This window comes from Aeromonas sp. 5HA1 (assembly GCF_029237245.1).
Lineage (GTDB): Bacteria > Pseudomonadota > Gammaproteobacteria > Enterobacterales > Aeromonadaceae > Aeromonas > Aeromonas salmonicida.
On the sequence record NZ_JAACFW010000013.1, the window covers coordinates 90,695 to 112,334 of the forward strand.

Annotated in this window: 22 protein-coding genes and 1 pseudogene; 12 read left to right on the forward strand and 11 right to left on the reverse strand. The window is 56.2% G+C overall.

Annotated elements, in window-relative coordinates; all coding sequences use genetic code 11:
• Positions 1-93 precede the first annotated feature (93 nt).
• Complete coding sequence (locus tag GWQ27_RS13195) at positions 94-636, forward strand: hypothetical protein (protein ID WP_275907546.1); 543 nt, start codon at positions 94-96, stop codon at positions 634-636.
• A gap of 218 nt (positions 637-854) precedes the next feature.
• The gene (locus GWQ27_RS13200; protein WP_011898630.1) at positions 855-1,133 is read left to right on the forward strand and encodes an RNA-binding protein; all 279 of its coding nucleotides are present in this window, start codon (positions 855-857) and stop codon (positions 1,131-1,133) included.
• A gap of 68 nt (positions 1,134-1,201) precedes the next feature.
• On the opposite strand, the gene GWQ27_RS13205 is transcribed toward GWQ27_RS13200, so the two are convergent.
• Entirely contained in the window at positions 1,202-2,101 is a 900-nt protein-coding gene (locus GWQ27_RS13205) for an aldo/keto reductase family oxidoreductase (RefSeq protein ID WP_059113237.1), read from the reverse strand.
• 108 nt (positions 2,102-2,209) lie between these two features.
• Here GWQ27_RS13205 and GWQ27_RS13210 point away from each other — a divergent pair, with 108 nt between their 5' ends.
• Together GWQ27_RS13210 and GWQ27_RS13215 are read left to right on the forward strand one after the other, a co-directional pair.
• Positions 2,210-2,617 (forward strand): hypothetical protein, encoded by a 408-nt coding sequence (locus GWQ27_RS13210; protein ID WP_005314974.1) that lies wholly within the window; start codon positions 2,210-2,212, stop codon positions 2,615-2,617.
• Between the two features lie 89 nt (positions 2,618-2,706).
• Entirely contained in the window at positions 2,707-3,408 is a 702-nt protein-coding gene (locus GWQ27_RS13215) for an SDR family oxidoreductase (RefSeq protein ID WP_099992859.1), read from the forward strand.
• A 232-nt stretch (positions 3,409-3,640) separates the two neighbouring features.
• Here the strand turns inward: GWQ27_RS13215 and GWQ27_RS13220 are convergent, their stop codons facing one another.
• The 4 genes and pseudogenes from GWQ27_RS13220 to GWQ27_RS13235 form a co-directional block, all read right to left on the reverse strand.
• Positions 3,641-4,945, reverse strand: coding sequence for an HAD-IC family P-type ATPase (locus tag GWQ27_RS13220; RefSeq protein WP_275907556.1), 1,305 nt, complete (start codon positions 4,943-4,945; stop codon positions 3,641-3,643).
• Between the two features lie 3 nt (positions 4,946-4,948).
• Positions 4,949-5,053, reverse strand: a pseudogene (locus GWQ27_RS13225) (hypothetical protein); the annotation flags it as partial.
• An 18-nt stretch (positions 5,054-5,071) separates the two neighbouring features.
• Complete coding sequence (locus tag GWQ27_RS13230) at positions 5,072-6,361, reverse strand: HAD-IC family P-type ATPase (RefSeq protein WP_275907547.1); 1,290 nt, start codon at positions 6,359-6,361, stop codon at positions 5,072-5,074.
• A 24-nt stretch (positions 6,362-6,385) separates the two neighbouring features.
• The gene (locus GWQ27_RS13235; RefSeq protein WP_021140641.1) at positions 6,386-7,324 is read right to left on the reverse strand and encodes a universal stress protein; all 939 of its coding nucleotides are present in this window, start codon (positions 7,322-7,324) and stop codon (positions 6,386-6,388) included.
• Positions 7,325-7,913: 589 nt separating this feature from the next.
• Between GWQ27_RS13235 and ltaE the strand changes: the two genes are divergently transcribed.
• Positions 7,914-8,930 (forward strand): low-specificity L-threonine aldolase, encoded by a 1,017-nt coding sequence (ltaE, locus tag GWQ27_RS13240; RefSeq protein ID WP_275907548.1) that lies wholly within the window; start codon positions 7,914-7,916, stop codon positions 8,928-8,930.
• A 58-nt stretch (positions 8,931-8,988) separates the two neighbouring features.
• Here the strand turns inward: ltaE and GWQ27_RS13245 are convergent, their stop codons facing one another.
• The 4 genes from GWQ27_RS13245 to GWQ27_RS13260 form a co-directional block, all read right to left on the reverse strand.
• Positions 8,989-9,420 (reverse strand): PAS domain-containing protein, encoded by a 432-nt coding sequence (locus GWQ27_RS13245; RefSeq protein ID WP_162626294.1) that lies wholly within the window; start codon positions 9,418-9,420, stop codon positions 8,989-8,991.
• Positions 9,421-9,429: 9 nt separating this feature from the next.
• Positions 9,430-10,461: a response regulator gene (locus GWQ27_RS13250; RefSeq protein WP_275907549.1), complete on the reverse strand. Its 1,032-nt coding sequence runs from the start codon at positions 10,459-10,461 to the stop codon at positions 9,430-9,432.
• 54 nt (positions 10,462-10,515) lie between these two features.
• Positions 10,516-11,454, reverse strand: a complete 939-nt coding sequence (locus tag GWQ27_RS13255) for a LysR family transcriptional regulator (RefSeq protein WP_275907550.1) — start codon at positions 11,452-11,454, stop codon at positions 10,516-10,518.
• Positions 11,455-11,527: 73 nt separating this feature from the next.
• The gene (locus tag GWQ27_RS13260) at positions 11,528-12,229 is read right to left on the reverse strand and encodes a DUF2982 domain-containing protein (RefSeq protein WP_034524291.1); all 702 of its coding nucleotides are present in this window, start codon (positions 12,227-12,229) and stop codon (positions 11,528-11,530) included.
• Positions 12,230-12,398: 169 nt separating this feature from the next.
• Between GWQ27_RS13260 and GWQ27_RS13265 the strand changes: the two genes are divergently transcribed.
• From GWQ27_RS13265 to GWQ27_RS13280, 4 genes are all read left to right on the forward strand, one after another.
• On the forward strand, positions 12,399-14,336 hold the full coding sequence (locus GWQ27_RS13265) for an EAL domain-containing protein (protein WP_111588722.1): 1,938 nt from the start codon (positions 12,399-12,401) through the stop codon (positions 14,334-14,336).
• A 93-nt stretch (positions 14,337-14,429) separates the two neighbouring features.
• Positions 14,430-15,155: an oxygen-insensitive NADPH nitroreductase gene (nfsA, locus tag GWQ27_RS13270; RefSeq protein ID WP_005315023.1), complete on the forward strand. Its 726-nt coding sequence runs from the start codon at positions 14,430-14,432 to the stop codon at positions 15,153-15,155.
• 189 nt (positions 15,156-15,344) lie between these two features.
• Positions 15,345-16,109 (forward strand): hypothetical protein, encoded by a 765-nt coding sequence (locus GWQ27_RS13275; protein WP_005315024.1) that lies wholly within the window; start codon positions 15,345-15,347, stop codon positions 16,107-16,109.
• Positions 16,103-16,657, forward strand: coding sequence for a VOC family protein (locus GWQ27_RS13280; RefSeq protein WP_275907551.1), 555 nt, complete (start codon positions 16,103-16,105; stop codon positions 16,655-16,657). Before GWQ27_RS13275 ends, GWQ27_RS13280 begins: the two co-directional genes overlap by 7 nt.
• Positions 16,658-16,701: 44 nt before the next feature.
• Here GWQ27_RS13280 and GWQ27_RS13285 read toward each other — a convergent pair whose 3' ends face one another.
• Complete coding sequence (locus tag GWQ27_RS13285; RefSeq protein ID WP_275907552.1) at positions 16,702-17,910, reverse strand: MFS transporter; 1,209 nt, start codon at positions 17,908-17,910, stop codon at positions 16,702-16,704.
• 93 nt (positions 17,911-18,003) lie between these two features.
• On the opposite strand from GWQ27_RS13285, the gene GWQ27_RS13290 reads away from it, so the two are divergent.
• Complete coding sequence (locus GWQ27_RS13290; protein WP_212539391.1) at positions 18,004-18,879, forward strand: LysR family transcriptional regulator; 876 nt, start codon at positions 18,004-18,006, stop codon at positions 18,877-18,879.
• 73 nt (positions 18,880-18,952) lie between these two features.
• Positions 18,953-19,927 carry an HTH-type transcriptional regulator CysB gene (gene cysB, locus GWQ27_RS13295; protein WP_005315034.1) on the forward strand — a complete coding sequence of 325 codons (975 nt, stop codon included), beginning with the start codon at positions 18,953-18,955 and terminating at the stop codon, positions 19,925-19,927.
• A 146-nt stretch (positions 19,928-20,073) separates the two neighbouring features.
• Here cysB and ribA read toward each other — a convergent pair whose 3' ends face one another.
• Positions 20,074-20,667 (reverse strand): GTP cyclohydrolase II, encoded by a 594-nt coding sequence (gene ribA / locus GWQ27_RS13300; RefSeq protein WP_021140653.1) that lies wholly within the window; start codon positions 20,665-20,667, stop codon positions 20,074-20,076.
• 248 nt (positions 20,668-20,915) lie between these two features.
• Between ribA and cmk the strand changes: the two genes are divergently transcribed.
• Entirely contained in the window at positions 20,916-21,608 is a 693-nt protein-coding gene (cmk, locus tag GWQ27_RS13305; protein WP_005315040.1) for a (d)CMP kinase, read from the forward strand.
• Positions 21,609-21,640: the final 32 nt, after the last annotated feature.

A 21,640-nucleotide genomic window follows, 5' to 3' on the forward strand; every position in this document is an offset into this window, starting at 1 on the left:
TTGATTTTATAGGAGGATGACAAAGAAAACCCCCTTGTCAGCCCCGTGAGGTCTATTCACAATGGCGCCATTTCACGGTCACAGGAACCTTTCATGCGAATTACATCCTTGCTGGCAACCCCCGGGGTTCGCTTGCTGATGCCGCCGGCAATGCCCTATCGCTGCGTCATTTTTCTGTTGTTGCTGACGAGTTGGGGCGTGGTGGCTGCCTCCTTGTGGTATGGACGGGGTGCCATGGGGTTGCTCCACTGGGTTGGGGTGACATTCGGGGGCATCACAGGGATCCTGGTCTCTCTGCCACGCAGTTGGCAACGCTGGCGGCTGGCCGAACTGGGTTGGGATGACGAGCACCTCTTTCTGCTCAACGGCAGCGATGATCAGGCCCTGGCCTTGCCTAAAACGGCGCTGGTGGCCATAGAGCGGGAATACAAGGTAGGTCATGACGGTCAGTGGCTGGCGTTCAGTCTTGACCTTAGGCTCGATGGTGCGCAGCTTGCTGCGGCGACCACGCTTATGGGGCTGAGCCGCGAAGGGACCCATGAGGTTGCCCCTGGCATCTACCGCTTTGGCTTTAAACGAGCCTGGCATAGCCGCCGGGCGATCAAGGGTGTGCTGAACGAGCTGCTCCCGGTTTGAGCTGACTATTTTCTCGACAATCCATCTCAAAGCTCAGATACTGCCAGTGACTCGAATTGATCTTGCCTGTTCTGTTCACCCAAGAGATCAATGACTTGAGTGAGCAGAACGGGGAGTGCCAAGGCATGACGCCCTGGCAGGTCCGGCATGGGGGTTGTGCCCTTACCTTTGTGTTGGTGATGGGATAGAGAAGGCACCTTGAATCGAGAGTGGATGGCATGAAGATTTACGTAGGTAATCTGTCGTACCGGATGACGGCCGACGAACTGACAACCGTGTTCAGCCAATTTGGACAGGTAGACAAGGTCGATATCATCATCGACCGAGATACCGGTCAGTCCAAGGGGTTTGGCTTTATTGAAATGCCTGTTAATGGCGATGCCGAAAAGGCCATCGCCGGTTTGCATGGCACCGAGATCGGTGGCCGTACCATCACAGTCAACCAAGCCAAACCGAAGACAGATGCACCACGTGGTCGCCCCCAGCGTCATCGTTGAGTTGCCTCGTTAATGCAAAACGGCATGGGTTTTCCCATGCCGTTTTTGTTTGTGCCATCAAGCAGGGGTCAGGGTACGTCGTAACCAAGCGCCGCCTTGCGAATGCGGAACCACTGCTGGCGAGTGAGCGCTATGGACTCGGCTGCCACGGCAGCGGCAATCCGTTCCCGCTTGCCTGAGCCAATCAGCGGCAGCGGCTGGCTCGGCAGCATCATTACCCAGGCGTACACCAGTTGCTCTATGTTCTGGGCTCCCACTTCATGACGGATCTGCTCGAGCTCGGCGCGCAGCGGAGCATACTCCTGGCCATCGAACAGGCGTCCGCCACCCAGGCAGGACCAGGCCATGGGCTTGATGCGCAGTTGCTGACAGAGATCCAGGGTGCCATCCAGCGTCGTGCTCTGATTCAGGGGCGATATCTCCAGCTGATTGGTGACCAGCGGGAAGGGCAGGCGGGACTGCAGCAGCTCGAACTGGCGGGCACTGAAGTTGGACACCCCCAGATGTTTCACCTTGCCCGCCTGCTTGAGGCTGATAAAGGCATCGGCCACCTCATCGGCATCCATCAGGGGGTCCGGACGGTGGATCAGCAACAAATCCAGGTGATCGGTCGCGAGTTTGCGCAGGGAGTCCTCGGCACTGGCGATGATGTGTGCCTTGCCGGTGTTGTAGTGGTTGAGGGCATGCTCAGGCTTGGCGGTGAGGGCGATGCCACACTTGCTGACGATTTCCATCCGGTCACGCAAGGAGGGTTCCAGGCGCAGAGCATTGCCAAATGCCTCTTCGCACTGGTAGCCACCATAGATATCGGCGTGATCTATGGTGGTCACCCCCAGGTCCAGGTGGTACTTCATCAGATCGAGCAGGGCGGCCGGGGAGAGCTGCCACTCCATCAGACGCCAGTAGCCCATGATAAGGCGAGAGAAGGTCGGGCCCTGGGCGTGCAGGGCGAGGCGAGATACAGACATGGGTGACTCCTTGGGGAATAAATGCTGCCAGCATCTTGGTCTCTTCTGCCTGGCAAGGCAATAATGTGGTTTTTGTTCATTCGAACTTTAGTTCTGACGGGATGCATGATGGACGGATTTGCCGCGCGGTTGCAGAGTCTGATCGGGGAGGGCAGTGTCAGCGCTTTCGCCCGCAAGGTGGGTTTGAGTGAAGCCCTGATCCGCAAGTACCTGAAGGGAGCCGAGCCCGGCCTTGGCAAGGCAAACCAGATTGCCATGGGAGCCAACTGTTCGCTGGAGTGGCTCGCCACCGGCTGTGGCTACCTCTATCGACAGGCGGAAGTGGTGGATCGGGAGGCGTTGGCCGCCGCCGGCACCCTGCTGCAGGAGCTGGTTCCCGAGCAATCCCTGCCAGATGAAAAACAGCTGGTCACCCTGCTCGCGTATTACCAGTTCTTGCGCAGCCACAAGAAGGCAGATGGTTTTCTGGATCTGGCGCTGGCACGGGAATTTGGCAAACATCTGGGTGAGGCATAAAGCCGTATAGGGGTTACCGCCTTCCCTTGGCGGCAAGCGGTCATTATTCTGATAACCTCTAAGCAGGCAGTCAATCCAGGGAGAGGGTGATGGGCTATCTGATCTTGGGCAGTGGTGGATTGGGCACGGCGCTGGCCAGGGAGCTGTCAGCCCGTGGAGAGGAGCTGGTACTGGCGGGCAGGCAACTGCCAAAAGGGCTGGATCCGGCCTGCTACTTTCCGTTGCAGGAGGTGGATCCGCTCTCTTTCGATGCGCTGTTCACCCTCTATGACACAGTCGCGCTGCCGAGCGTGGTGATCAACACCATAGGCCTGTTGCACGATATCAACTTCATGCCGGAGAAGCGGGTAGAGGAGGTCAATCCCAAGTGGCTGTGTGACAGCCTGCTGGCCAATGCCTGGCCCACCCTGGCCGTGGCTGCCCGGCTTGGCCGCCTGATGGCGGAGGATAGCCGAGTCTGGCTCTGTGCCATTTCTGATCTGGCGGGAGCCATAGGCGCAAATGAACAAGGGGAACGTTACAGCTACCGCATGAGCAAGGCGGCCCTCAACATGGGGGTCAGGACCCTTGCCCATGAGTGGGCGCGCAGTTTCCCGCAAGCTGGCGTTATTGCCGTGGCTCCCGGGCTGATGGATTCCCCGATGAATACTCCCTTCTTGACGGAGCTGCCAGCAGAACAGTGGCAGAACCCAGCCGAGGTCGCCGTCAAACTGCTTAATCTACTCAATGGATTATCTTTGAACCAATCGGGACAACTCTTGGATCTGAATGGGGTGCCCTTGCCTTGGTAAACCGTTTTGTCACTCTGGCTGAGTCAACTCGGATAGTCTCCTGCCACTGGGGCTGGCGGTTAATTCAGATCCCCGTCGAGTGCTTCAGATAACCATCCCAAGTAGAAGAGCATCTGCTGGAAACAAGATAACCAGGATTTCACGTTATCTTTTGACAGATTGTGCAACTAGCCAATACCACCCGGGTTCAGGGTATGGTTAATAGATGACACGCGGGTCTGTCTGTAAAAGACTAAACCGGCTGTCCTGTTCCCTTCATGCGTTTAAATGCCAGACGAATCTGCTTTTCGGTTTCAATAATGGTAAACAGCGCGACACCAATGGCAATGACCAAGACGCCATCCCAGAAGGGGATTGACTCTGTGGCGAATATGGCCTGCATCACAGGCAAATAGGTGATGGCGAATTGTGCAATGACAATGATGATAACGGTTGTCCATCCTGTCTTGGTTCCTCTCACCGCTTGCCATGTCAGCGACGTGCCATAGATATTGCGGATGAAGAACATATGGAAGATTTCCATCACTACCAGTGTATTCACCGCCAGTGTGCGGGCGAGCTCGACAGAATAGCCGCTATCCATTGCGTATGAATAGATCCCATACACTCCGCAGAGAAAAAGTAGAGAAACCAATACGATGTGCCATACCAGCTCGCCACTTAAGATAGGCTCATGGCGAGGGCGTGGTGGGCGGCGCATGGTATTTTCTTCGGTCGGCTCAAACGCCAGCGCAATGCCGAGGGTGACCGCCGTGATAAGGTTGATCCACAAAATCTGAATCGGCGTGATGGGCAGTGTGACACCAAGCAACAGCGCTATGATGATGGTCATGGCTTCGCCTGCGTTGGTGGGCAGTGTCCAGCTGATCACTTTCTTTATATTGTCATACACGGTTCGCCCTTCGCGCACTGCGGCGACAATGGAGGCGAAGTTATCATCCGCCAGTACCAATTCGGCGGCCTCCTTGGCGGCTTCCGAGCCCTTTTTTCCCATTGCAATACCGGCGTCGGCGCGCTTCAGGGCAGGGGCATCGTTCACCCCGTCTCCCGTCATCGCGACCGTCATGCCGTGGAATTGCAAAGCCATTACCAGCCGCAATTTATGCTCAGGGCTGGTACGGGCGAAAATATCGCAGTGCAAAACGGCTTGTTGGAGTGATGCATCATCCATGCTGTCAAGGTCTGCGCCAGTGAGTACCTTGTCAGCGTTTTGCAGGCCAATCTGCTTGCCAATGGCCGCCGCTGTCTTGGCGTGATCGCCGGTGATCATCTTCACCCGAATGCCTGCACAGTGACATTCTGCCACGGCCGTTACTGCCTCGGTACGCGGCGGGTCAATCATACCTACCATGCCCAGCAATGTGAGCGTGCCTTCAACCTCGCTGTGTTCCAATACAGTGTGCTCGGGTTTGACCGATTTCACGGCGAAGGCCCGCACACGCTGTCCGCGTGCGGCAATGTCTTCTGCTCTGTCGTTCCAGTAGGCCGTATTGAGCGCTTCTGTCTTGTTGTTGGTACTGCGCTGAGCCGCACACATGGCAAGGATCCGCTCTGGCGCACCTTTGACGAATATAAACCCATGGCGTTCGTGATCATGGTTCAGGGTTGCCATGAAGCGGTGTTTGGCATCGAAGGGAATAGCATCAGTACGTGTCCAGGCTGCCTACTCCTTGCGAATATCCATCTCCATTTTTCCAGAGAAGGCAAGCAGCGCCCCTTCCATTGGGTCACCTTCTACTGTCCACACCTGCTCATGCTCGCGTAAGGCGGCATCGTTGCAAAGTGCGGCTGCGCGGGCCAGTTCTTCCAATACGGCATGTTCAGACGGTGCAATCCGAGCCTCCTCGTGTGTCAAGGCGCCTTCAGGCGCATAACCTTCGCCCTCCAGCGTGAACATATGCTGATGGGTTAGCACTGAGGCTACCATCATTTCGTTGCGGGTCAGGGTGCCGGTTTTATCAGTGCAGATGACGGACACAGAGCCGAGGGTTTCAATCGCTGGCAGGTGGCGCACAATGGCATTGCGCTTCGCCATGGCTTGTACGCCCACGGCAAGAGTGATGGTGAGCACTGCGGGCAAGCCTTCGGGGATGGCGGCAACTGACAACCCCACCACCGCCATGAACATGCTGGTAAAGTCTTGATGTCCGACAAAGTAACCATATCCGAGCAACAACGACGCGATCAGCAGGATCAGTATGGTGAGCCATTTGGCAAATACACCCATCTGTTGCACCAGAAGGGTTGTGAGCACGTCTACACCTGAAAGCAGGCCACTGATGCGTCCTATCTCGGTACTAGCTCCCGTCGCGACGACGACACCTTTACCTTGTCCGCTGGCCACCATGGTGCCGGAGAACGCCATGCAGCATCGGTCACCGAGCGGTGCGTTCTCCACCACTGGTTCACTGTGTTTTTCTACCGGCACAGATTCACCGGTCAGAATCGCCTCCTGCACCGATAATCCGAGCGCTGTGAGTAGCCGCAGATCGGCAGGCACCTTGTCGCCCGCCTCCAGCAATACAATATCGCCAGGAACAAGTTGATCGCCTGCAATACTGATGCGCTGCCCATCGCGAATGACATTCGCATTGGGTGCCAGCATATGGCGGATGGCATCCATCGCTTTTTCTGACTTGCCCTCCTGAATGAAGCCGATCAGAGCATTGGCGATGACGACGGCCAGAATCACACTCGTATCAACCCAGTGCTCCAGCGCGGCAGTCACCACAGTGCAAGCAAGCAGGACATAAATGAGAATATTGTGGAAATGCAGCAAGAAGCGTATGAAGTTGCTACGCTTGGCCGTCTGCGGCAAGCGATTCTCGCCGTATTTGGCCAGTCGATCACTGGCTTCGTTCTGGCTCAGACCTGAGCAGGAAGATGCTTGTCGCTTGAGGGCACAATCTGATGTGATGCTATGCCAAAGGACGGGATCTTGTTCTGGTTGCACAGGCTGCATTTCCAACCCCCGTTATTAATAAGCCATCACAGGAGACACGAATCCGTTTGGTTTCAGTGCCAGCAAGGAACACTCAAGTTTTTGTACGACATTTTCGGCGGTATTCCCAATAAAGAACCCGGAAATGCCGGTTCTGGCGACTGTCCCCATCACCAAAATGTCGATTTGGTGGTCTGCCACATATTGTGGAATGACGTGTTCAGCTTGCCCTCGAATGTGGTGGATCTGTAGATTTCCTTGAATACCTGACTCTTTTAATAAGTGCGCCTGGGCTGCTTTATGTTCATTTTGCGCGGCATCGATACTTTTGGTTAATTCATCATCTGATACTTTTATCCATACATTTTGACGCAGATAATCCTCGAACTCATAATCCCAGCAAGAAAGTACATTCAGTTCTCCGCTGCATGTATCAGCAAGGGACCGCGAAAGGGTCAACAGGTTAAGTGAAAGGTCACGTCCCTCAGGGGCCGTACTCTTTGGGTCAATCGCCACGGCAACGCGCATCGTATTGCGGTGCCTATGAATGGGGCGGGTAAGCCAGATGGGGCATGGACATTTACGCAGCAACTCCATGTCGATTGCTTTGAAGCCTTTGCCACCTTCTTTGGGGTCTGTGGCTTTCACTACCAAATCATGAGAGTGCTTCAATACATGACGAATAATCCGAATAGAGGGGGTATCTCCGCTTTCAACCTCGATTTGCACCGGCACATCCCCTTCGTTGACCTTCAGGATGTCACGGGTCGTCTGGATGACCTGGGCTAGCTGCTCTTTGAGCGAGGCTTCATATTTTTCTCTATAATCCTTCATTTGCTTGGGAAAATCAGGGCATACCACCAGTGCTTTCAGCACTGCATGATTGTTACGAGCAAGGCTTATTGCTTGTGTCAGGGCTTCTGTCTCATCCACCAAGCCTTGACTGACAAACAGTATGTTATGAAATTTTTGCATCTGTTAGTTTCCTTTCTTGATGCAAGTGCATGACATGCGCTTACGTGGGTTGGAATGGGAACAGATATCTATTGCCCCCGTTTCTCCGAAACCTTGAAATGAGACACCTCATGATCTACGGCCCTGTTGCCGTTATATTAAATCATATTGTTTAGTATCAATGGTTTGGCAGCCAACTGTTCTGATGGTATTTGTAAAAGTATGAACAGGGAGTGAATTAATCAATCCGATCATGTAGTAAACCTCTATAAAAGGATGCTTTGATTTTTTGTTTTAATGCATAGAAAATGCATCTTATGATAAGGGTAAATATGCATCCCCTTATAATTCGATGGTGTTTTGTGATCTATTTCTCATATTTCTTTGTTATTACAGGTGTAATAAATGTCTTTGTTGTCATCACGATGGCGTATTTTCAGCGTCGTTTCCAAGTATTGGTGCTCACTTTTCACCATATGCATTTAACCGGATGGCATACCGGTTTTTCCGCCGTTTGGCAGACACCATGTGCTTCACATTCTGATGATGGCAGCCTTGCCAAGGAGACGTGTCATGGTTAACGTCATCCTCCTGCACCAGGAGGGATGTCATGCGCTATATCGATTTACGAAGTGATACTGTCACCCAACCCACGGATGCCATGCGTCAGAGCATGCTCCATGCCGAGGTTGGGGACGATGTCTATGGGGAGGATCCGGGCGTCAATGGGCTGGAAGCCTATGGCGCCGACCTGCTTGGCAAAGAAGCCGCGCTGTTCCTGCCATCCGGCACCATGTCCAACTTGCTGGCGGTGATGAGCCATTGCCAGCGTGGGGAAGGTGCCGTGCTGGGCTCGGCAGCCCACATCTATCGCTACGAGGCTCAGGGTTCTGCCGTGCTGGGGTCTGTGGCCCTGCAACCCGTGCCCATGCAGGCCGATGGCTCACTGGCGCTGGCCGACGTGCGCGCAGCTATTGCCCCTGACGATGCCCATTTTGCCCAGACTCGCCTCGTTTGCCTCGAAAACACCCATAACGGCAAGGTGTTGCCGCTAAGCTATTTGCACGAGATGCGCGAGTTTGTCAACGAGCACGGCCTGCTGCTGCATCTGGACGGCGCTCGCCTGTTCAACGCAGTCGTGGCGAGTGGCCATTCGGTGCGTGAGCTGGCCGCGCCATTTGACAGCATTTCCATCTGTCTTTCCAAAGGACTGGGAGCGCCGGTGGGATCGCTGCTGGTGGGTTCTCATGCCTTCATCGCTCGTGCCAGACGGCTGCGCAAGATGGTGGGTGGCGGCATGCGTCAGGCGGGGATCCTGGCCCAGGCCGGTCTGTTTGCCCTGCAGCAGCATGTGGTACGCCTTGGCGATGATCACCGCCGTGCCAGACGGCTGGCCGAAGGGCTGGCGGTGCTGCCGGGCGTCAGGCTGGATCTGGACCAGGTGCAGACCAACATGGTGTTCTTGCAACTGACGAGTGGCGAGAGTGCGCCTTTGCTGGCCTTCATGAAGGAGCGGGGGATCCTCTTCTCCGGTTACGGCGAGCTGCGGCTGGTGACCCATCTGCAGATCAATGACGACGACATCGAAGAGGTGATCGACGCCTTTACCGAGTATCTCGGCGCGTGATAATGCAATGAAACAGGGCGCTTCGGCGCCCTGTTTTGTTACTGCATGGCCTTGTTCATCATATCTGCCGTTGCCCTGTCATCAGCATGGCTTCGTCGGTGGCATCGTAGATCATCACGGCAATGTGGGTCACCTGGCCGCCAAAATCGGCCAGCGGCACCAGGGTCAGGTTCTGGAACATATGGGGAGCCGAGCCTGTGATGGGGCGATAGTTGGAGAAACGCAGCAGGTAGGGTCTCTGTTCCCAGGTGCTGAAGGCGCGGTTGTTAAGCTGGAACACCATGTTGGCCTTGCGCTCGAACCAGGCCCTGTCAACGTCGGGGAAAAGCTCGAACAGAACACCATCGCGCACCTCACCCGCCATCCGGCCGCTGTGGCTCTCCATGAAGCCGTTCCACACCTGCACCTTGTACTCCTTGTCGAGTACCACCAGCCCCACGTCCAGATTCTGGACTATGTTCATCAGCCAATGAAATTCACGAATTTCCATGGTCACTCCCTAGAGCATGTGCATGATTTTGTTGTTCATGGTGGCGATGGAATCTTCGGTAAACAGCAGTAGCAGGTCACACTGCACTGCGTAATCCTGGACCCGGTAGTTGATCTCGATGGCCAGGGTACGACGCCAGAGACTCTTGTTGGTGTTGATGAGGTCCTTGATGGGTCTGTGCTGGCCGAGCACCACAGGGTGGCCCTGACTGAAGGGGGTGTCGAGCTGGCTGGCATAACCGCGCAGGAAGGCACCGATCAGCACGTTGGCCGTGTCCATCAAGAGCTCCAGCTCGGCATTGCGATCCAGCGCACCTTGGTGGTTCATCAGCCTGGCAAGGTCGTTGAAACTGGAGTCGTGGAACAGGATCAGCGCTTCGCCGGCGATACCGGCACCGATGAAGCCTTGGCAGACAGCGGAAAGGGTATCCGAATCGGCAGCGGCCGAGAGGGCCATGTGCAGCTCGGAGACCTCCAGCACGTTGACGTTGGGTATGGGCAGTACCACGAAGGCATTGAGCAGGCGCGCCAGCAAATCGGCGGCCTGGCCCATGGAGACGTTGGCGAGCTCCTGATACACGTCGCGGATCTCGGGGCTGATCTTGATGCCAACATCGGCATCGGGCTCAGCTGTTGCTATACCGGTGAGGAGGGGAGCGGGGGTCGAGGCCACGCCGTTTGGCTGCCACAAGCCGTGTTGCCTGAGCAGGGCGGTCAGGGTTTCGGGGGCTGCGGGTTTCTTGATGAAATCGAGCGCACCGAGGCTCATGACCCTTTGATGTGCTTCAGGCTGGATGTCGCCAGAGACGACGAAAACCTTGTTGCGCAGTCCCTCCTGTTGCAGGGTCTCCAGCACACCGTAGCCGTCCATTTCCGGCATGGTCAGATCCAGAAAGATCAGGTCGCCATGCCCCATCAGTACCTGCTCTATCCCTTCGAGTCCGTTTGCGGCGTAATGCAGCGTCACATCCCAGTCAGCGGGAAGGGCACGGGCCAGCTGTTTACGAGCGAATCCTGAGTCATCACATATCAATACATTCATAGTGTTAGGCTGGCCTGGTCAACGAGGATTGCTATAAGTGTGGCCCGCTCACGGTCAGATGCAATGGGACAGACTGGTTGCCGGTGAAAATTGGTTGTCCCATTGGCGGTTCCGGTAGTGCGCCGAGTATTTTTCAACGAATTCAGCGAACATCTTAACACGCAGCGGGGCAAACTGAGGCTGGCAGCGCACCATGTAGAAGGGGCGATGGCCGGTTTTCCAGTCCGGCAGCACGGCCACCAGCTGCTCATCTTGCAAGAATGGGTGCACATAATGGAGCGGGGCATTGACGATACCCAGATGCCGTCTGGCTGCCCTGACGGCCGCCTGTGTCTGGTTGACGGTCAGCTTGGCGGCGCGCTTTATCTGTATTATCTGGTCATCCTGGCCGATCAATTGCCAGTGCTGGTGGGGCCAGCAGTAGATCAGCGAATGCTCTTCCAGCTGGGCTGGGTGGGCTGGCGTACCCATTTTCTCCAGATACAGCCTGGAGGCGAACAGGCCATATTCGATGTGACCAAGGCAGAGGGCATTGGTCATGGATTGCGGCAGCTCACCGTTGAAAAACACCAGATCCCTATCGTTATCAAACAGGTGCTGATGATCATTGGTCTGGGTGATGTCGAACTGTACTTCAGGATAGTGCAGACCGAAATCTGCCAGCATGTCGACCAGGAGGGTATTGGAGAGGGCGATCGGCGCCGCGAGACGGATCACGCCATTGATATCGGCTTCCCGCCCCTGGATCTCCCCCGTGGCCTGTTCAATCTCGGCCAGCGGGGTGCACAGGCGCTCGTAATATCTGAGCCCTTCATCGGTGAGGCGGAGCTTGCGGGTGGATCTGTGCAGCAAAGAGCAGCCGAGTTGCTCTTCGAGCTGAGAAATACGTCGGCTGATGGTGCCGGTCGGCATGCCCAGTGCGGCAGCTGCGTGGGAGAAGCCTCCCTCTTGCACCACCTTGACGAACAGATAGAACTCTTCGATGTACTTCATAAGCGGTGTTCTGGGTGTAACAGGGGGGAGACCTTAAAAAGAGCCGCCCGCCTTGGCAAGCTCAATCCGGCGTTTAATTGATCTGGATTAGATTCGACTCCCGCTGGTATTGGTGCAAAAGGCGGATAAATTCGGCTGGATCCCGATCCAGGCTGTTGTCCGGCACCAGCAGATCGTAACCAAGCAGCTCACGCAGCCGGGTCATGCGATTGGCCAGCATGGCGATCACCCCCTCATATCGCTGGCCTGACGAAGAGCGAAAACGGCTCTCCTCCAGCAAGCCTTCCCCCTGCAATGCACCACCACAGGTACCGCTCGGACAATCCTGTTGTTCATTGCGCAGGGCCTGCAACAGCACGGATCTTTGCTCGGTCAGCAGGCGAACGGCCAACCTGGGTGTGATCAATGTCAAAAAATCATCGTAATCTTTTATCTTCAATCCAATGTAGGGCAGGGGGACCAGATCCCAGCCGAGATGGATGCGCGGTTGGTCAATTCGCTGAATATTTCTCCATTTCAGGATCCAACCGCCGTATTTGTGGTGATATTGCAAACAATCGTGACAGAGGGAGAGGCTGACATGGGGTTCGACCAGCTTCAACGAGCCGATAAAGATCATCATCAGACCCGCCAACAGGCCGGAGATGAAGGGGATTAGTGGTTGTTCACGGAAGAAAAAAAGTATAAAAATCATAGTAATGGTTACTATGATGCCCAACAATACCAAGGTGAGTCCGTTTTTCCTGACCATGGGTTTCACATGTAGCGTTTTCATATGAAGTCAGCCCTTGTGCGCAAGCTTATTTTCAGATTATGGGCTGGATCCTATTTTGTACCAGCATGGGGTGCCCCGAAAGGGTACCTTGTAGCAGGCTTTCTCAGTGATCACACATCATGAATCACCACATTAGATGAATACGCTAGACGAACGGTTATTGAGCGGGATGGATGTCCTGCATACCCCTATCTGGGTTTATGACATCCGGCATCATCATATTTACTGGGCCAACCGTACCGCATTGGGGGTATGGGAAGCCAGCTCGCTTGCCGAACTGCAAGCGCGGGACTTCTCTGCCGACATGGCTGCCGCCATCGATCTGCTGCTGCAACGCTACCTCGGTGATTTCCAGCAGGGGCGCAGTTACAGCGAGTGGTGGACGCTCTCCCCCAAGGGGATCAAAAAACAGATCTACCTGCGGTTGTCTGGCATTCAGCTGGCCGGCCGCCTGATGATGATGACGGAGGCGGTGATCGACGCCGATACCCTCTATCAGGAGTCCTCCCTCGCCACCGGCGATACCCTTGCCTGTCTATTTGACAATCAGGGGCGGCTTGAGAGCGGCAACCACCACTTCGACACCTGCTTCGGCGATCAGGTCAGCCAGCTCTCCCAGGTGTTTTCCGGCAACAATGAAGCTTTCTACCAGAAGCTCTCACGCCTCGACGAGGTGGTGGCAGAAGGGGAGTGTCGTACCCGGAAGGGGATGCGCTGGTTCCAGTATCAGTTTCGGCATATCCAGCAGGGGGCACAGATATTGCTCACCATGCGCGATATTACCGACCGCAAACTCGAAGAGCTGGAGCACCGCCATCTGGCTTGGCACGACTCGCTCACCGGGCTGCTCAATCGCTATGGTCTGATGAAGTCCCTCGAGGCTTATTGCGGCATGGGCGGGCGTTTTGCGCTGGTGTTCATGGATTTGGACAACTTCAAGCTGGTCAACGACAACTATGGCCACAAGGCAGGCGATCGCCTGCTGGAACGGGTGGCCGGTCGGCTCAAACAAGTCTGTCCGCGGGATGTGGAACTGGCGCGTCTCGGCGGCGACGAGTTTACCGCCCTGGTGCCGCTGGCCCATTCCAGCGACAGGGCGCAGGAGGTAGCCGATCTCATGCTCTCCCAGATGACCAAACCGTTGCAGTTGAGCGGTGTACCCGAAGTGACCATAGGCGGCAGCATAGGCATCGCCATCTACCCGGACGATGCGGATGACGGTGACACCCTCATTACTCGCGCCGACATGGCCATGTATCAGGCCAAGCAGATGGGACGCCTGCGCTGGCAGCGGTTTACCCCCAGCATGCAGCAGACCTTGCATCGCAAGCTGACCCTGAAGCAGTTTCTGGCCAAGGCCATCGGTCGGCAGGAGCTGAGCCTCTGTTATCAGCCCCAGGTGGATGTGGCACAGGGCAAACTGATTGGCTTTGAAGCACTGCTGCGCTGGCACAATCCCGTCCTTGGCCATGTCTCACCGGTGGAGTTCATTCCGCTGGCCGAGGAGATGGGCCTTATTCGGGAGATAGGCAGCTGGGTGCTCTCGACGGCACTGGCCCAGATGGCCCATTGGCAGCAAGCATGCCAAGTAAGGGTGCCTGTGTCGGTCAATCTCTCCGGTTTCCAGCTATCTACCTCCTTGCCGGAACTGGTGGCCCAGCAACTCAAGGCGTATGGCGTGGATGCCAGCCTGCTTACCCTGGAGCTGACAGAAACCGTCTTGATGCTGGACATGAAAGGCTGCATCGAGATCCTCGATGGCCTGAGCGAGCAGGGCATCAAGATCGCCATCGACGATTTTGGTACCGGCTATTCGTCGCTCGCCTACCTGAACCGGCTGCCCATCGATACCATCAAGCTGGACCGCTCATTCGTGGTGGGGCTGAATCTGCCGGTGATCCGGGCCACAGTGGCCATGGCAACCAGCCTGGGACTTGGCATCATGGCGGAAGGAGTGGAAGATGAGCACGAACTCGCAGCACTGCGAGCTCAGGGTTGCCACGTTTTTCAGGGCTTTCTGTTCAGCAAGCCGATGACGGTGGCTCAGGTAGAAGAGAATCGGTTTGCGGTCTGCTGCAAGGCTGGCACCTATCCGCTGGCGGAATAGGTTCAACGCAGATGCAGTCGTCATCCTCTTCCTGGATGGTCTTGGGCCGCTGCGTTTTTTTGGGTAGAGTGTGGCCTTCTTCCAGGAGGCATCATGAACCCGACCATCGACCTTATTCTCTCCCACAGATCCATCCGTCAGTTTACGCCTGAGCCCATTACGCCGGTGCAGCTTGACCAGATCCTGAGCGCCGCTCAGTCGGCATCCAGCTCCAGCTTCCTGCAGGCCAACAGCATAGTTCGGGTGACGGACCAGGCCTTGCGTACCCTGCTCGCCGAACTGGCGGGGCATCAGGCATATGTTGCCCAGGCCGCCGAGTTTCTGGTGTTCTGCGCCGATTATCAGCGCCACACCCAGATAGTGGCAGATGCCCAGACCGGCTTTGTCGAACAACTGCTGATCGGTGCCATTGACGGTGCTTTGATGGCCCAGAATGCCCTGCTGGCAGCCCAATCACTGGGGCTGGGTGGCGTTTATATCGGTGGTATCCGCAACAATCCAGCCGCCGTGAGCGAGGCGCTGGGCTTGCCCCATCAGGTAATACCACTGTTTGGTCTGTGTCTGGGCCATCCGGCGCAGGAGCCCGAGCAGAAGCCCCGTCTGCCGAGGGCGCTGGTGGTACATGAGAACCACTATAGCGCTGAGCTGGATCGCCCCTTGCTCGCACAATATGATCAGCAGATCCAGTCGTACTATGAGGCCCGCAGCAGCAACAACAAGCAGCAGACCTGGAGCAGCCAGATCCGGTCCGTTCTCGGCAAAGAGGCGCGTCCTTTCATGCAGGAATTCCTGCAATCGAAAGGGTTCAACCTCAAGTAATGGGCCCGATGGGCGATACTATGAGGTAATGACAGTGTTGCCATCGCTGCATGATCCTGAGCTCCTCTGCCTGTTTTGAGACAGGGGAGGATAATAAATCGTGGGTAAGCTCCGCGGTGCGGGCTACCTTAAGTGGGTAAGCTGTTGTAGGATCACGCAATTGGATTGGGACAGGAGTTTGGACATCCTATGATTTTAACCTTGGTATTGCTGTCTATTGGCGCACTCCTGTTTCTGGTTATCGCCTATAACGTGATGCAGCAATATAAGCAGAAGGCAGAAGCCGACAAGCGCCAGACGATTGCTCGTCACAAGGCGGTGGCGGACGAGACCGAAGAGGTGCTGCTGAATGTCAATTTGGTGCCCTTCTCCAAGAACATAGTGCTGCTGCTGCAACACCGGATCCTGGATGCTTACCGGGCGATCGCCTTGGTGATGCCCAATGGTCAGATCAAGCAGCGTATCGCCGATGTGCAGACCCAGATAAAGAATGTGCAGGACAACTACAGCAGCCAGGATGAAGCCCACTTCAAGACCCCCGAATCCGACCGTCAGGCCATTCAGATGCTGCAACTGGTCAAAAAGATGCGGGCAGTGCTGCGTGTTGAGCACAACAAGGGCAAGATAGACCCTCACGGTTTTGCTCAGGAAGATCGTCGCCTTGAGCTGATGCAGCTCAAGATCAACATCGCCAACCTGGTCAAACGGGCCATGGATGCGCAGATCCAGGGGCAGTACGGCACCTGCCGCCAGCTCTATACCAAGGGGCTTGCCGCCTTGGCCAGCGTGTCCGACAAGGACCCCTATCTGATGGCCAGGGAAGAGGATATGCGGCAAGGCCTGCAAGGCCTTGATGAACATTTGCAGCAGCACAGCGATAAAGAGCTGCAGAACATTAAGGACAAAGAGGCGGACGAACTGGACGTCCTGTTCCAACCCAAGAAGAAATGGTGATCATGTTCCACCCACTCGATACCACTTTGGGGCCCATGGCCCCATTTGTTTGTCAGCTATTGGCTGAGCTGGACCAACTGGCAGTTCACGTCAATAACATCAATGTTGACCACCTCTGTTACCGGGCGGCGAGTCTGGCCGAGTATCAGAAGCTGAATGCCGAACTGGCGACACAGGGCACCCTGCTGGTGGAAGGCATGATTGGGGGTCGCCCCATCGCCACCTATCAGCTTCACCAGTCCGTGTTATGTGGTCATGTCAGCGTGCCCTGCATAGAACTGGCCGCGCCCAAACCGGGGCGCAACCATCAGGCAGGTCTGGAGCATATCGAGCTGGTGGTGCCTTCACTGCATGAACTGGTGGCCGCGTATCCCGATCTGCCGTTCAAGACCGCGAATATCGATGACCTTCGCAACCCGGATGTGGGCCTGATGCTGGCCTCTGGTCAGATCAAGTTTCACCTGCGATCCTTGGCCGAGGTGATTGAGGAAGAGTTGCATACCGGCGCCGTTGTGCCTGTGCCTGCTGGTTACTACGACGGTATCTGATCCGTGCAGGGGGAGGCGTTTCATGTTTTCCCCTGTTGTTGTCGTCAGGTATGGCAGGTTCGGGGGCGAGCGCTGCGCCCTTTCAAATGACCGAGCCAGAGGCTCAAGCCCGCTGTGATCACCAGTACCAGCTCGATGCCGAGCACCAATCCTCCCAAGCCGCCCCGTTCCCAGAAGGGGTGAAGATAGAGGCCTCCCAGGCTTGCGCCCAGATAATACCCCACCAGATAGAGTGACGATGCCAGCGCCCGATTTTGCTCCACGTGCTGACCGACCCAGGCACTGGCACAGGCGTGGGAGAGAAAGAAACCGAAACTGGATATGAGCAGCCCCGTCAGTATGGCTGCCAGCGAGCCATGCAGCAGCAGCGCACTGCCCAGTGCCATCAGCGAGATCCCTGCCAGCAGCAGGCGCTGTGCCCCCCAGCGGTGGGCACAACGGCCGCTCAAGGAGGAGGCGACAGTGCCTGACAGATAGGTCAGGAACAGCATGCCGAGCCACTGGGTGGGCAGGGAGAAAGGGGCCTTGGCCAGCAGGAAGGTGAGGTAGCTGTACTGGTTCAAAAACACCATGAAGTTGAGCCCGCCGATGAGATAGGCACCGACCAGCAGCGGATTGCCGAGATGGCTGCTGATGGCCCGCTGGAATTGACCAGACTCTGCGACTACGGGCACAAAGCGGGTCTGGGCGGGCAATAACCAGACGACGAGGGGCAGCAGGGTCAGGCTTATCAAGCCAATGCCGAGAAAGGTGTGTTGCCAGTCGCCAAACCAGCCTGCCAGCAAGCCGCCGACGACACGGCCCGCTATGCCCCCTAGCGAGTTGGCGGCGATGTAGACACCGACGGCTGAGAGGAGAGCACGCTTGCTGAATTCTTCTCCCATATAGGCGATGGCAGTGGCGGGTAACCCGGCCAGCAGTACCCCCTGCAATATCCTCAACAGCAATAACTGCTCAAATTGGTTTACCAGGCTGATGAGCAGGGAGAGCAAAATAGCACCGCCCAGGGTCCACAGCATGATACGGCGCCGGCCGAACCTGTCCGCGAGGCGGGCGCAAATCAGCAGGGAGGTGGCAAGCCCCGCAGTGCAGCCAGCCAGTGTCCAGCCTGCCGACAGAGAGCTGACGGAGAAGACATTTGCCAGCAGTGGCAGCAAGGGGTGGGTCTGGTAGAGGTTGAGAAATACCAGGAAGGAACCCAGGCTCAGGGCCAGGGTGGCGCGTATCCATTCGCGGCTACCTACTTCGATCATGTGCAGTTGTCCTGACGGCTTTTGTGCAGAGTAGTGCGCCACAGGGCATAAATATAATATATTTAAGTTATCCATCTAATAAGATTAATTGATATGGACTTGAAGCAGCTCACCTATTTGCTGGCGGTACGGGATGCCGGTTCCTTCACTAAGGCGGCCAATGGCCTCCATATAGCCCAGCCAGCCATCAGCATGGCCATTGCCAAGCTGGAGCAGCAGCTCGAGCTGCGGCTGTTCGACAGGCAGGATCGCAACGTGCGGCTTACTCCGGAGGGGGAGGTGCTCTGTCGTCATGCCGAGCGGCTGTTATTGCAGATGCATCAGGCGCAAGCCGAGATGGCCGAGCTGAAAGGGCTGGAACGTGGCGAGGTGCGCATCGGTATCCCCTACATGATGGGTTCTTACTATTTTCCTCCGATCCTGATGGCCTTCAAGCATCGTTACCCCGGTCTGAAGATCCGGGTAGAAGAGGCTGGCTCACGCGAGTTGCTGAGCCGCATGGTGGATGGCACCCTGGATCTGGCCATCCTGATCACCAGCGATCTGCCACCTGCGCTGGAAGGGGCCCAGTTGCTACGTGAAGAGATGTTGATGGTGGTGGGGGAAGAGCATCCGTTGCGACATGCTCAGGCCGTGTCACTGACCCAGTTTTTTGACCAGGAGCTGGCCATGTTCCGACGAGGTTTTTATCACCGTGAACACATGGAAGCATTGGCTCAGGAGCTGGGGTGTGAGCCTGACATTGCGTTTGAAAGCAATCTGATCCCCCTGCTCAAGGCGGTGGTCAAGCAGGGATTTGCGGTGACTACCTTCCTGCGGATGGTGCTGGATGAGGAGCCTTCACTCACTGGCATCTCGTTTGCTCCCCCCATTTTTCTTGATCTCTGTGTGGCGTGGCGGCGTGGCGATCCGCTCTCCATGGCGAACCGTGCCCTGCGTGATTTCCTGCTGGCGCAGGCCAGGCCATAAATGGCCAAGAAGGAAAGGCTATCAGGCAAAAGTTTGTTAGTATTAGTTCAAGTCGCCTTTAGAGCCTAACATCATGAAACTCCAACAGTTGCGTTATATCGTTGAGGTTGCCAATCACAGACTGAACGTGTCGGCAACGGCAGAGAGCCTCTACACCTCTCAGCCAGGGATCAGCAAGCAGGTGCGCATGCTGGAAGATGAGCTGGGGATCCAGATTTTCGAGCGAAGCGGCAAGCATCTGACCCAGATCACTCCGGCAGGGCGGGACGTGATCAAGATTGCCAACGAGATCCTGGGCAAGGTGGAGAGCATCAAATCGGTGGCGAGCCAGCATACACATCCCGAGCAAGGCACGCTGCATATTGCGACCACCCATACCCAGGCTCGTTATGCGCTGCCCGATGTGATCAAGGGTTTCATCAAGCGCTTCCCCAAGGTGTCTCTGCACATGCACCAGGGTACCCCGACCCAGATCAGTGAAGCCGTGGTCAAGGGGCAAGCCGACTTTGCCATCGCCACCGAGGCGCTGCACCTGTATGAAGATCTCATCATGCTGCCTTGCTACCACTGGAATCGCAGCGTCATTGTTCCCAAGGGACATCCCTTGACCCAGGTTGGCAAGCTCTCCATTGCGGATATCGCCCGCTTCCCGTTGGTGACCTATGTGTTCGGATTTACCGGCCGATCCGAGCTGGATCTCGCCTTCAATCGGGCCGGTTTCGAGCCCAATATCGTCTTTACCGCGACCGATGCCGATGTGATCAAAACCTATGTTCGACTGGGCGTCGGGATAGGGGTGATGGCGACCATGGCGCTGGATCAGCAAGTTGATACCGATTTGGTGGCACTCGACGCCAGCCATCTGTTTGCTCACAGCACCACCAAGATAGGATTTCGTAAAGGATCTTTCCTGCGCACCTATATGTACGACTTCATGACCCGTTTTGCCCCGCACCTGACCCGGGATGTGGTGGAGCGCGCCATCGCGCTGCGCTCCAGCGATGACGTGGATGCCATGTTTGCCGATATAGAGCTGCCGGTTCGCTAGCGTCGTGCCAGCGATCAGCTTGAATCAATAAAAAACGCCTCCCGATGGGAGGCGTTTTTATGCCAGCGTCTGATCACCGGAGTCATTTTCTGAACCTGTGATCCAGCTTGTTCGCTTTGGCCAAAAGGCAGGCCTCGTTGTGAGGCTCACTTCTTGAACATGTGGTCCAATTTATTCGCTTTGGTCGAGAGGTAGAACTCGTTGTGAGGATTGCGGCCTTCCTGCAGGGGAACCCGCTCCGTCACCGGAATGCCAAAGCTCTCCATCGCCTTCATCTTGCGTGGATTATTGGTCATCAGGCGCAGGCTGGTGACGTTCAACGCCTTGAGCATATCGGCACAGATGGTGTAGTCGCGCATGTCGGCAGCAAAGCCCAGCGCCACATTGGCTTCGACGGTATCGGCGCCCTGATCCTGCAGATGATAGGCCCGGATCTTGTTGAGCAGGCCGATGCCACGTCCTTCTTGGCGTACATACAACAAAACGCCACGACCCGCTTTGGCGATGTTCTCCATGGCTGCCTGCAATTGGAAGCCGCAGTCGCAGCGAAGGCTGAACAAGGCATCTCCGGTCAGGCATTCAGAGTGAATACGGCCCAGCACAGGCTCATCGCCTGTGACATCGCCCATCACCAGCGCAGCATGATCCTTGCCGGTGCCGGCTTCCTGAAAGCCTACCAGCGTGAAGGTGCCCCAGGGGGTCGGCAACTTGGATTTGGCCACGAGGGTAACGCTGCTCATAGGTTGCTCCTTACTACAGCTGCTTAAAAAGGGCGGCCAGTTTAGCGCGCCTTGTCCATAACAACCATAAGAACAAAACCTTGTGCTATTTAATGACTTGAGTAGTTGTACACAAACAACGCAGTCGCGACGGCTTTTGCGCAAATGTGCGCCCTGACGACTGCCAGACTCGGCACATTTGGGTATAATCGGCGCCCATTACCTCATTCCCTCCGGGATGTGTGCAATAAGTGTGCAGGAGATAAGTTATGCCTCAGATGGCCCCCGTGATGACAATCGATGGCCCGAGTGGTGCCGGTAAAGGCACCTTGTGTCAGTTGCTGGCTGAAAAACTGGGTTGGCACCTGCTCGATTCCGGCGCCATCTACCGGGTATTGGCCCTGGCTGCCTTGCACCATGATGTGGAACTCGATTCTGAAGCTGCGCTGGTCCCCCTTGCTGCCAATCTGGATGTGCAGTTCCAGGTGGATAGCGAACAGGTCAAGGTGGTGCTGGAAGGGGAGGATGTCTCCCGCACCATTCGTACCGAAGAGGTGGGCAATGCCGCGAGCAAAATTGCTGCCTTTCCTCGGGTGCGTGAAGCCCTGCTGCGTCGCCAGCGTGCATTTCGTCAAACCCCTGGCCTGATTGCAGACGGCAGAGACATGGGCACCGTGGTTTTTCCGGACGCAGAGGTAAAAATTTTCCTCGACGCCAGCGCGGAAGAACGGGCCCAGCGCCGCTATAAGCAGTTGCAAGATAAGGGCTTTGATGTTAACTTTGAGCGTCTTTTAACCGAGATTCGGGAACGTGACGATCGCGACAGAAATCGCGCCGTAGCGCCCCTTAAAGCGGCAGAAGATGCTCTCGTGGTGGATTCTACCTCCATGACCATAGATGAAGTGCTGGCAACAGTGCTCGCCTATGCAGAGCAACAACTTGGTGATGCCAGCGCAAGCTGACATCCGGTCGTCTGCACCAAGGATGGCGCAGA

Bases quoted from the DNA above. Each gene is read 5' to 3' on its own strand.
- GWQ27_RS13290 (WP_212539391.1), top strand. From the start codon at position 18,004: ATGGACTTGAAGCAGCTCACCTATTTGCTGGCGGTACGGGATGCCGGT.
- GWQ27_RS13215 (WP_099992859.1), top strand. From the start codon at position 2,707: ATGGGCTATCTGATCTTGGGCAGTGGTGGATTGGGCACGGCGCTGGCC.
- GWQ27_RS13220 (WP_275907556.1), bottom strand. From the start codon at position 4,945: ATGTGTGCGGCTCAGCGCAGTACCAACAACAAGACAGAAGCGCTCAAT.
- GWQ27_RS13250 (WP_275907549.1), bottom strand. From the start codon at position 10,461: ATGAATGTATTGATATGTGATGACTCAGGATTCGCTCGTAAACAGCTG.
- GWQ27_RS13235 (WP_021140641.1), bottom strand. From the start codon at position 7,324: ATGCAAAAATTTCATAACATACTGTTTGTCAGTCAAGGCTTGGTGGAT.
- GWQ27_RS13245 (WP_162626294.1), bottom strand. From the start codon at position 9,420: ATGGAAATTCGTGAATTTCATTGGCTGATGAACATAGTCCAGAATCTG.
- GWQ27_RS13275 (WP_005315024.1), top strand. From the start codon at position 15,345: ATGATTTTAACCTTGGTATTGCTGTCTATTGGCGCACTCCTGTTTCTG.
- nfsA (WP_005315023.1), top strand. From the start codon at position 14,430: ATGAACCCGACCATCGACCTTATTCTCTCCCACAGATCCATCCGTCAG.
- ltaE (WP_275907548.1), top strand. From the start codon at position 7,914: ATGCGCTATATCGATTTACGAAGTGATACTGTCACCCAACCCACGGAT.
- GWQ27_RS13255 (WP_275907550.1), bottom strand. From the start codon at position 11,454: ATGAAGTACATCGAAGAGTTCTATCTGTTCGTCAAGGTGGTGCAAGAG.
- GWQ27_RS13210 (WP_005314974.1), top strand. From the start codon at position 2,210: ATGGACGGATTTGCCGCGCGGTTGCAGAGTCTGATCGGGGAGGGCAGT.
- GWQ27_RS13195 (WP_275907546.1), top strand. From the start codon at position 94: ATGCGAATTACATCCTTGCTGGCAACCCCCGGGGTTCGCTTGCTGATG.
- cmk (WP_005315040.1), top strand. From the start codon at position 20,916: ATGCCTCAGATGGCCCCCGTGATGACAATCGATGGCCCGAGTGGTGCC.
- GWQ27_RS13200 (WP_011898630.1), top strand. From the start codon at position 855: ATGAAGATTTACGTAGGTAATCTGTCGTACCGGATGACGGCCGACGAA.
- GWQ27_RS13285 (WP_275907552.1), bottom strand. From the start codon at position 17,910: ATGATCGAAGTAGGTAGCCGCGAATGGATACGCGCCACCCTGGCCCTG.
- GWQ27_RS13205 (WP_059113237.1), bottom strand. From the start codon at position 2,101: ATGTCTGTATCTCGCCTCGCCCTGCACGCCCAGGGCCCGACCTTCTCT.
- GWQ27_RS13260 (WP_034524291.1), bottom strand. From the start codon at position 12,229: ATGAAAACGCTACATGTGAAACCCATGGTCAGGAAAAACGGACTCACC.
- GWQ27_RS13265 (WP_111588722.1), top strand. From the start codon at position 12,399: ATGGATGTCCTGCATACCCCTATCTGGGTTTATGACATCCGGCATCAT.
- ribA (WP_021140653.1), bottom strand. From the start codon at position 20,667: ATGAGCAGCGTTACCCTCGTGGCCAAATCCAAGTTGCCGACCCCCTGG.
- cysB (WP_005315034.1), top strand. From the start codon at position 18,953: ATGAAACTCCAACAGTTGCGTTATATCGTTGAGGTTGCCAATCACAGA.
- GWQ27_RS13280 (WP_275907551.1), top strand. From the start codon at position 16,103: ATGGTGATCATGTTCCACCCACTCGATACCACTTTGGGGCCCATGGCC.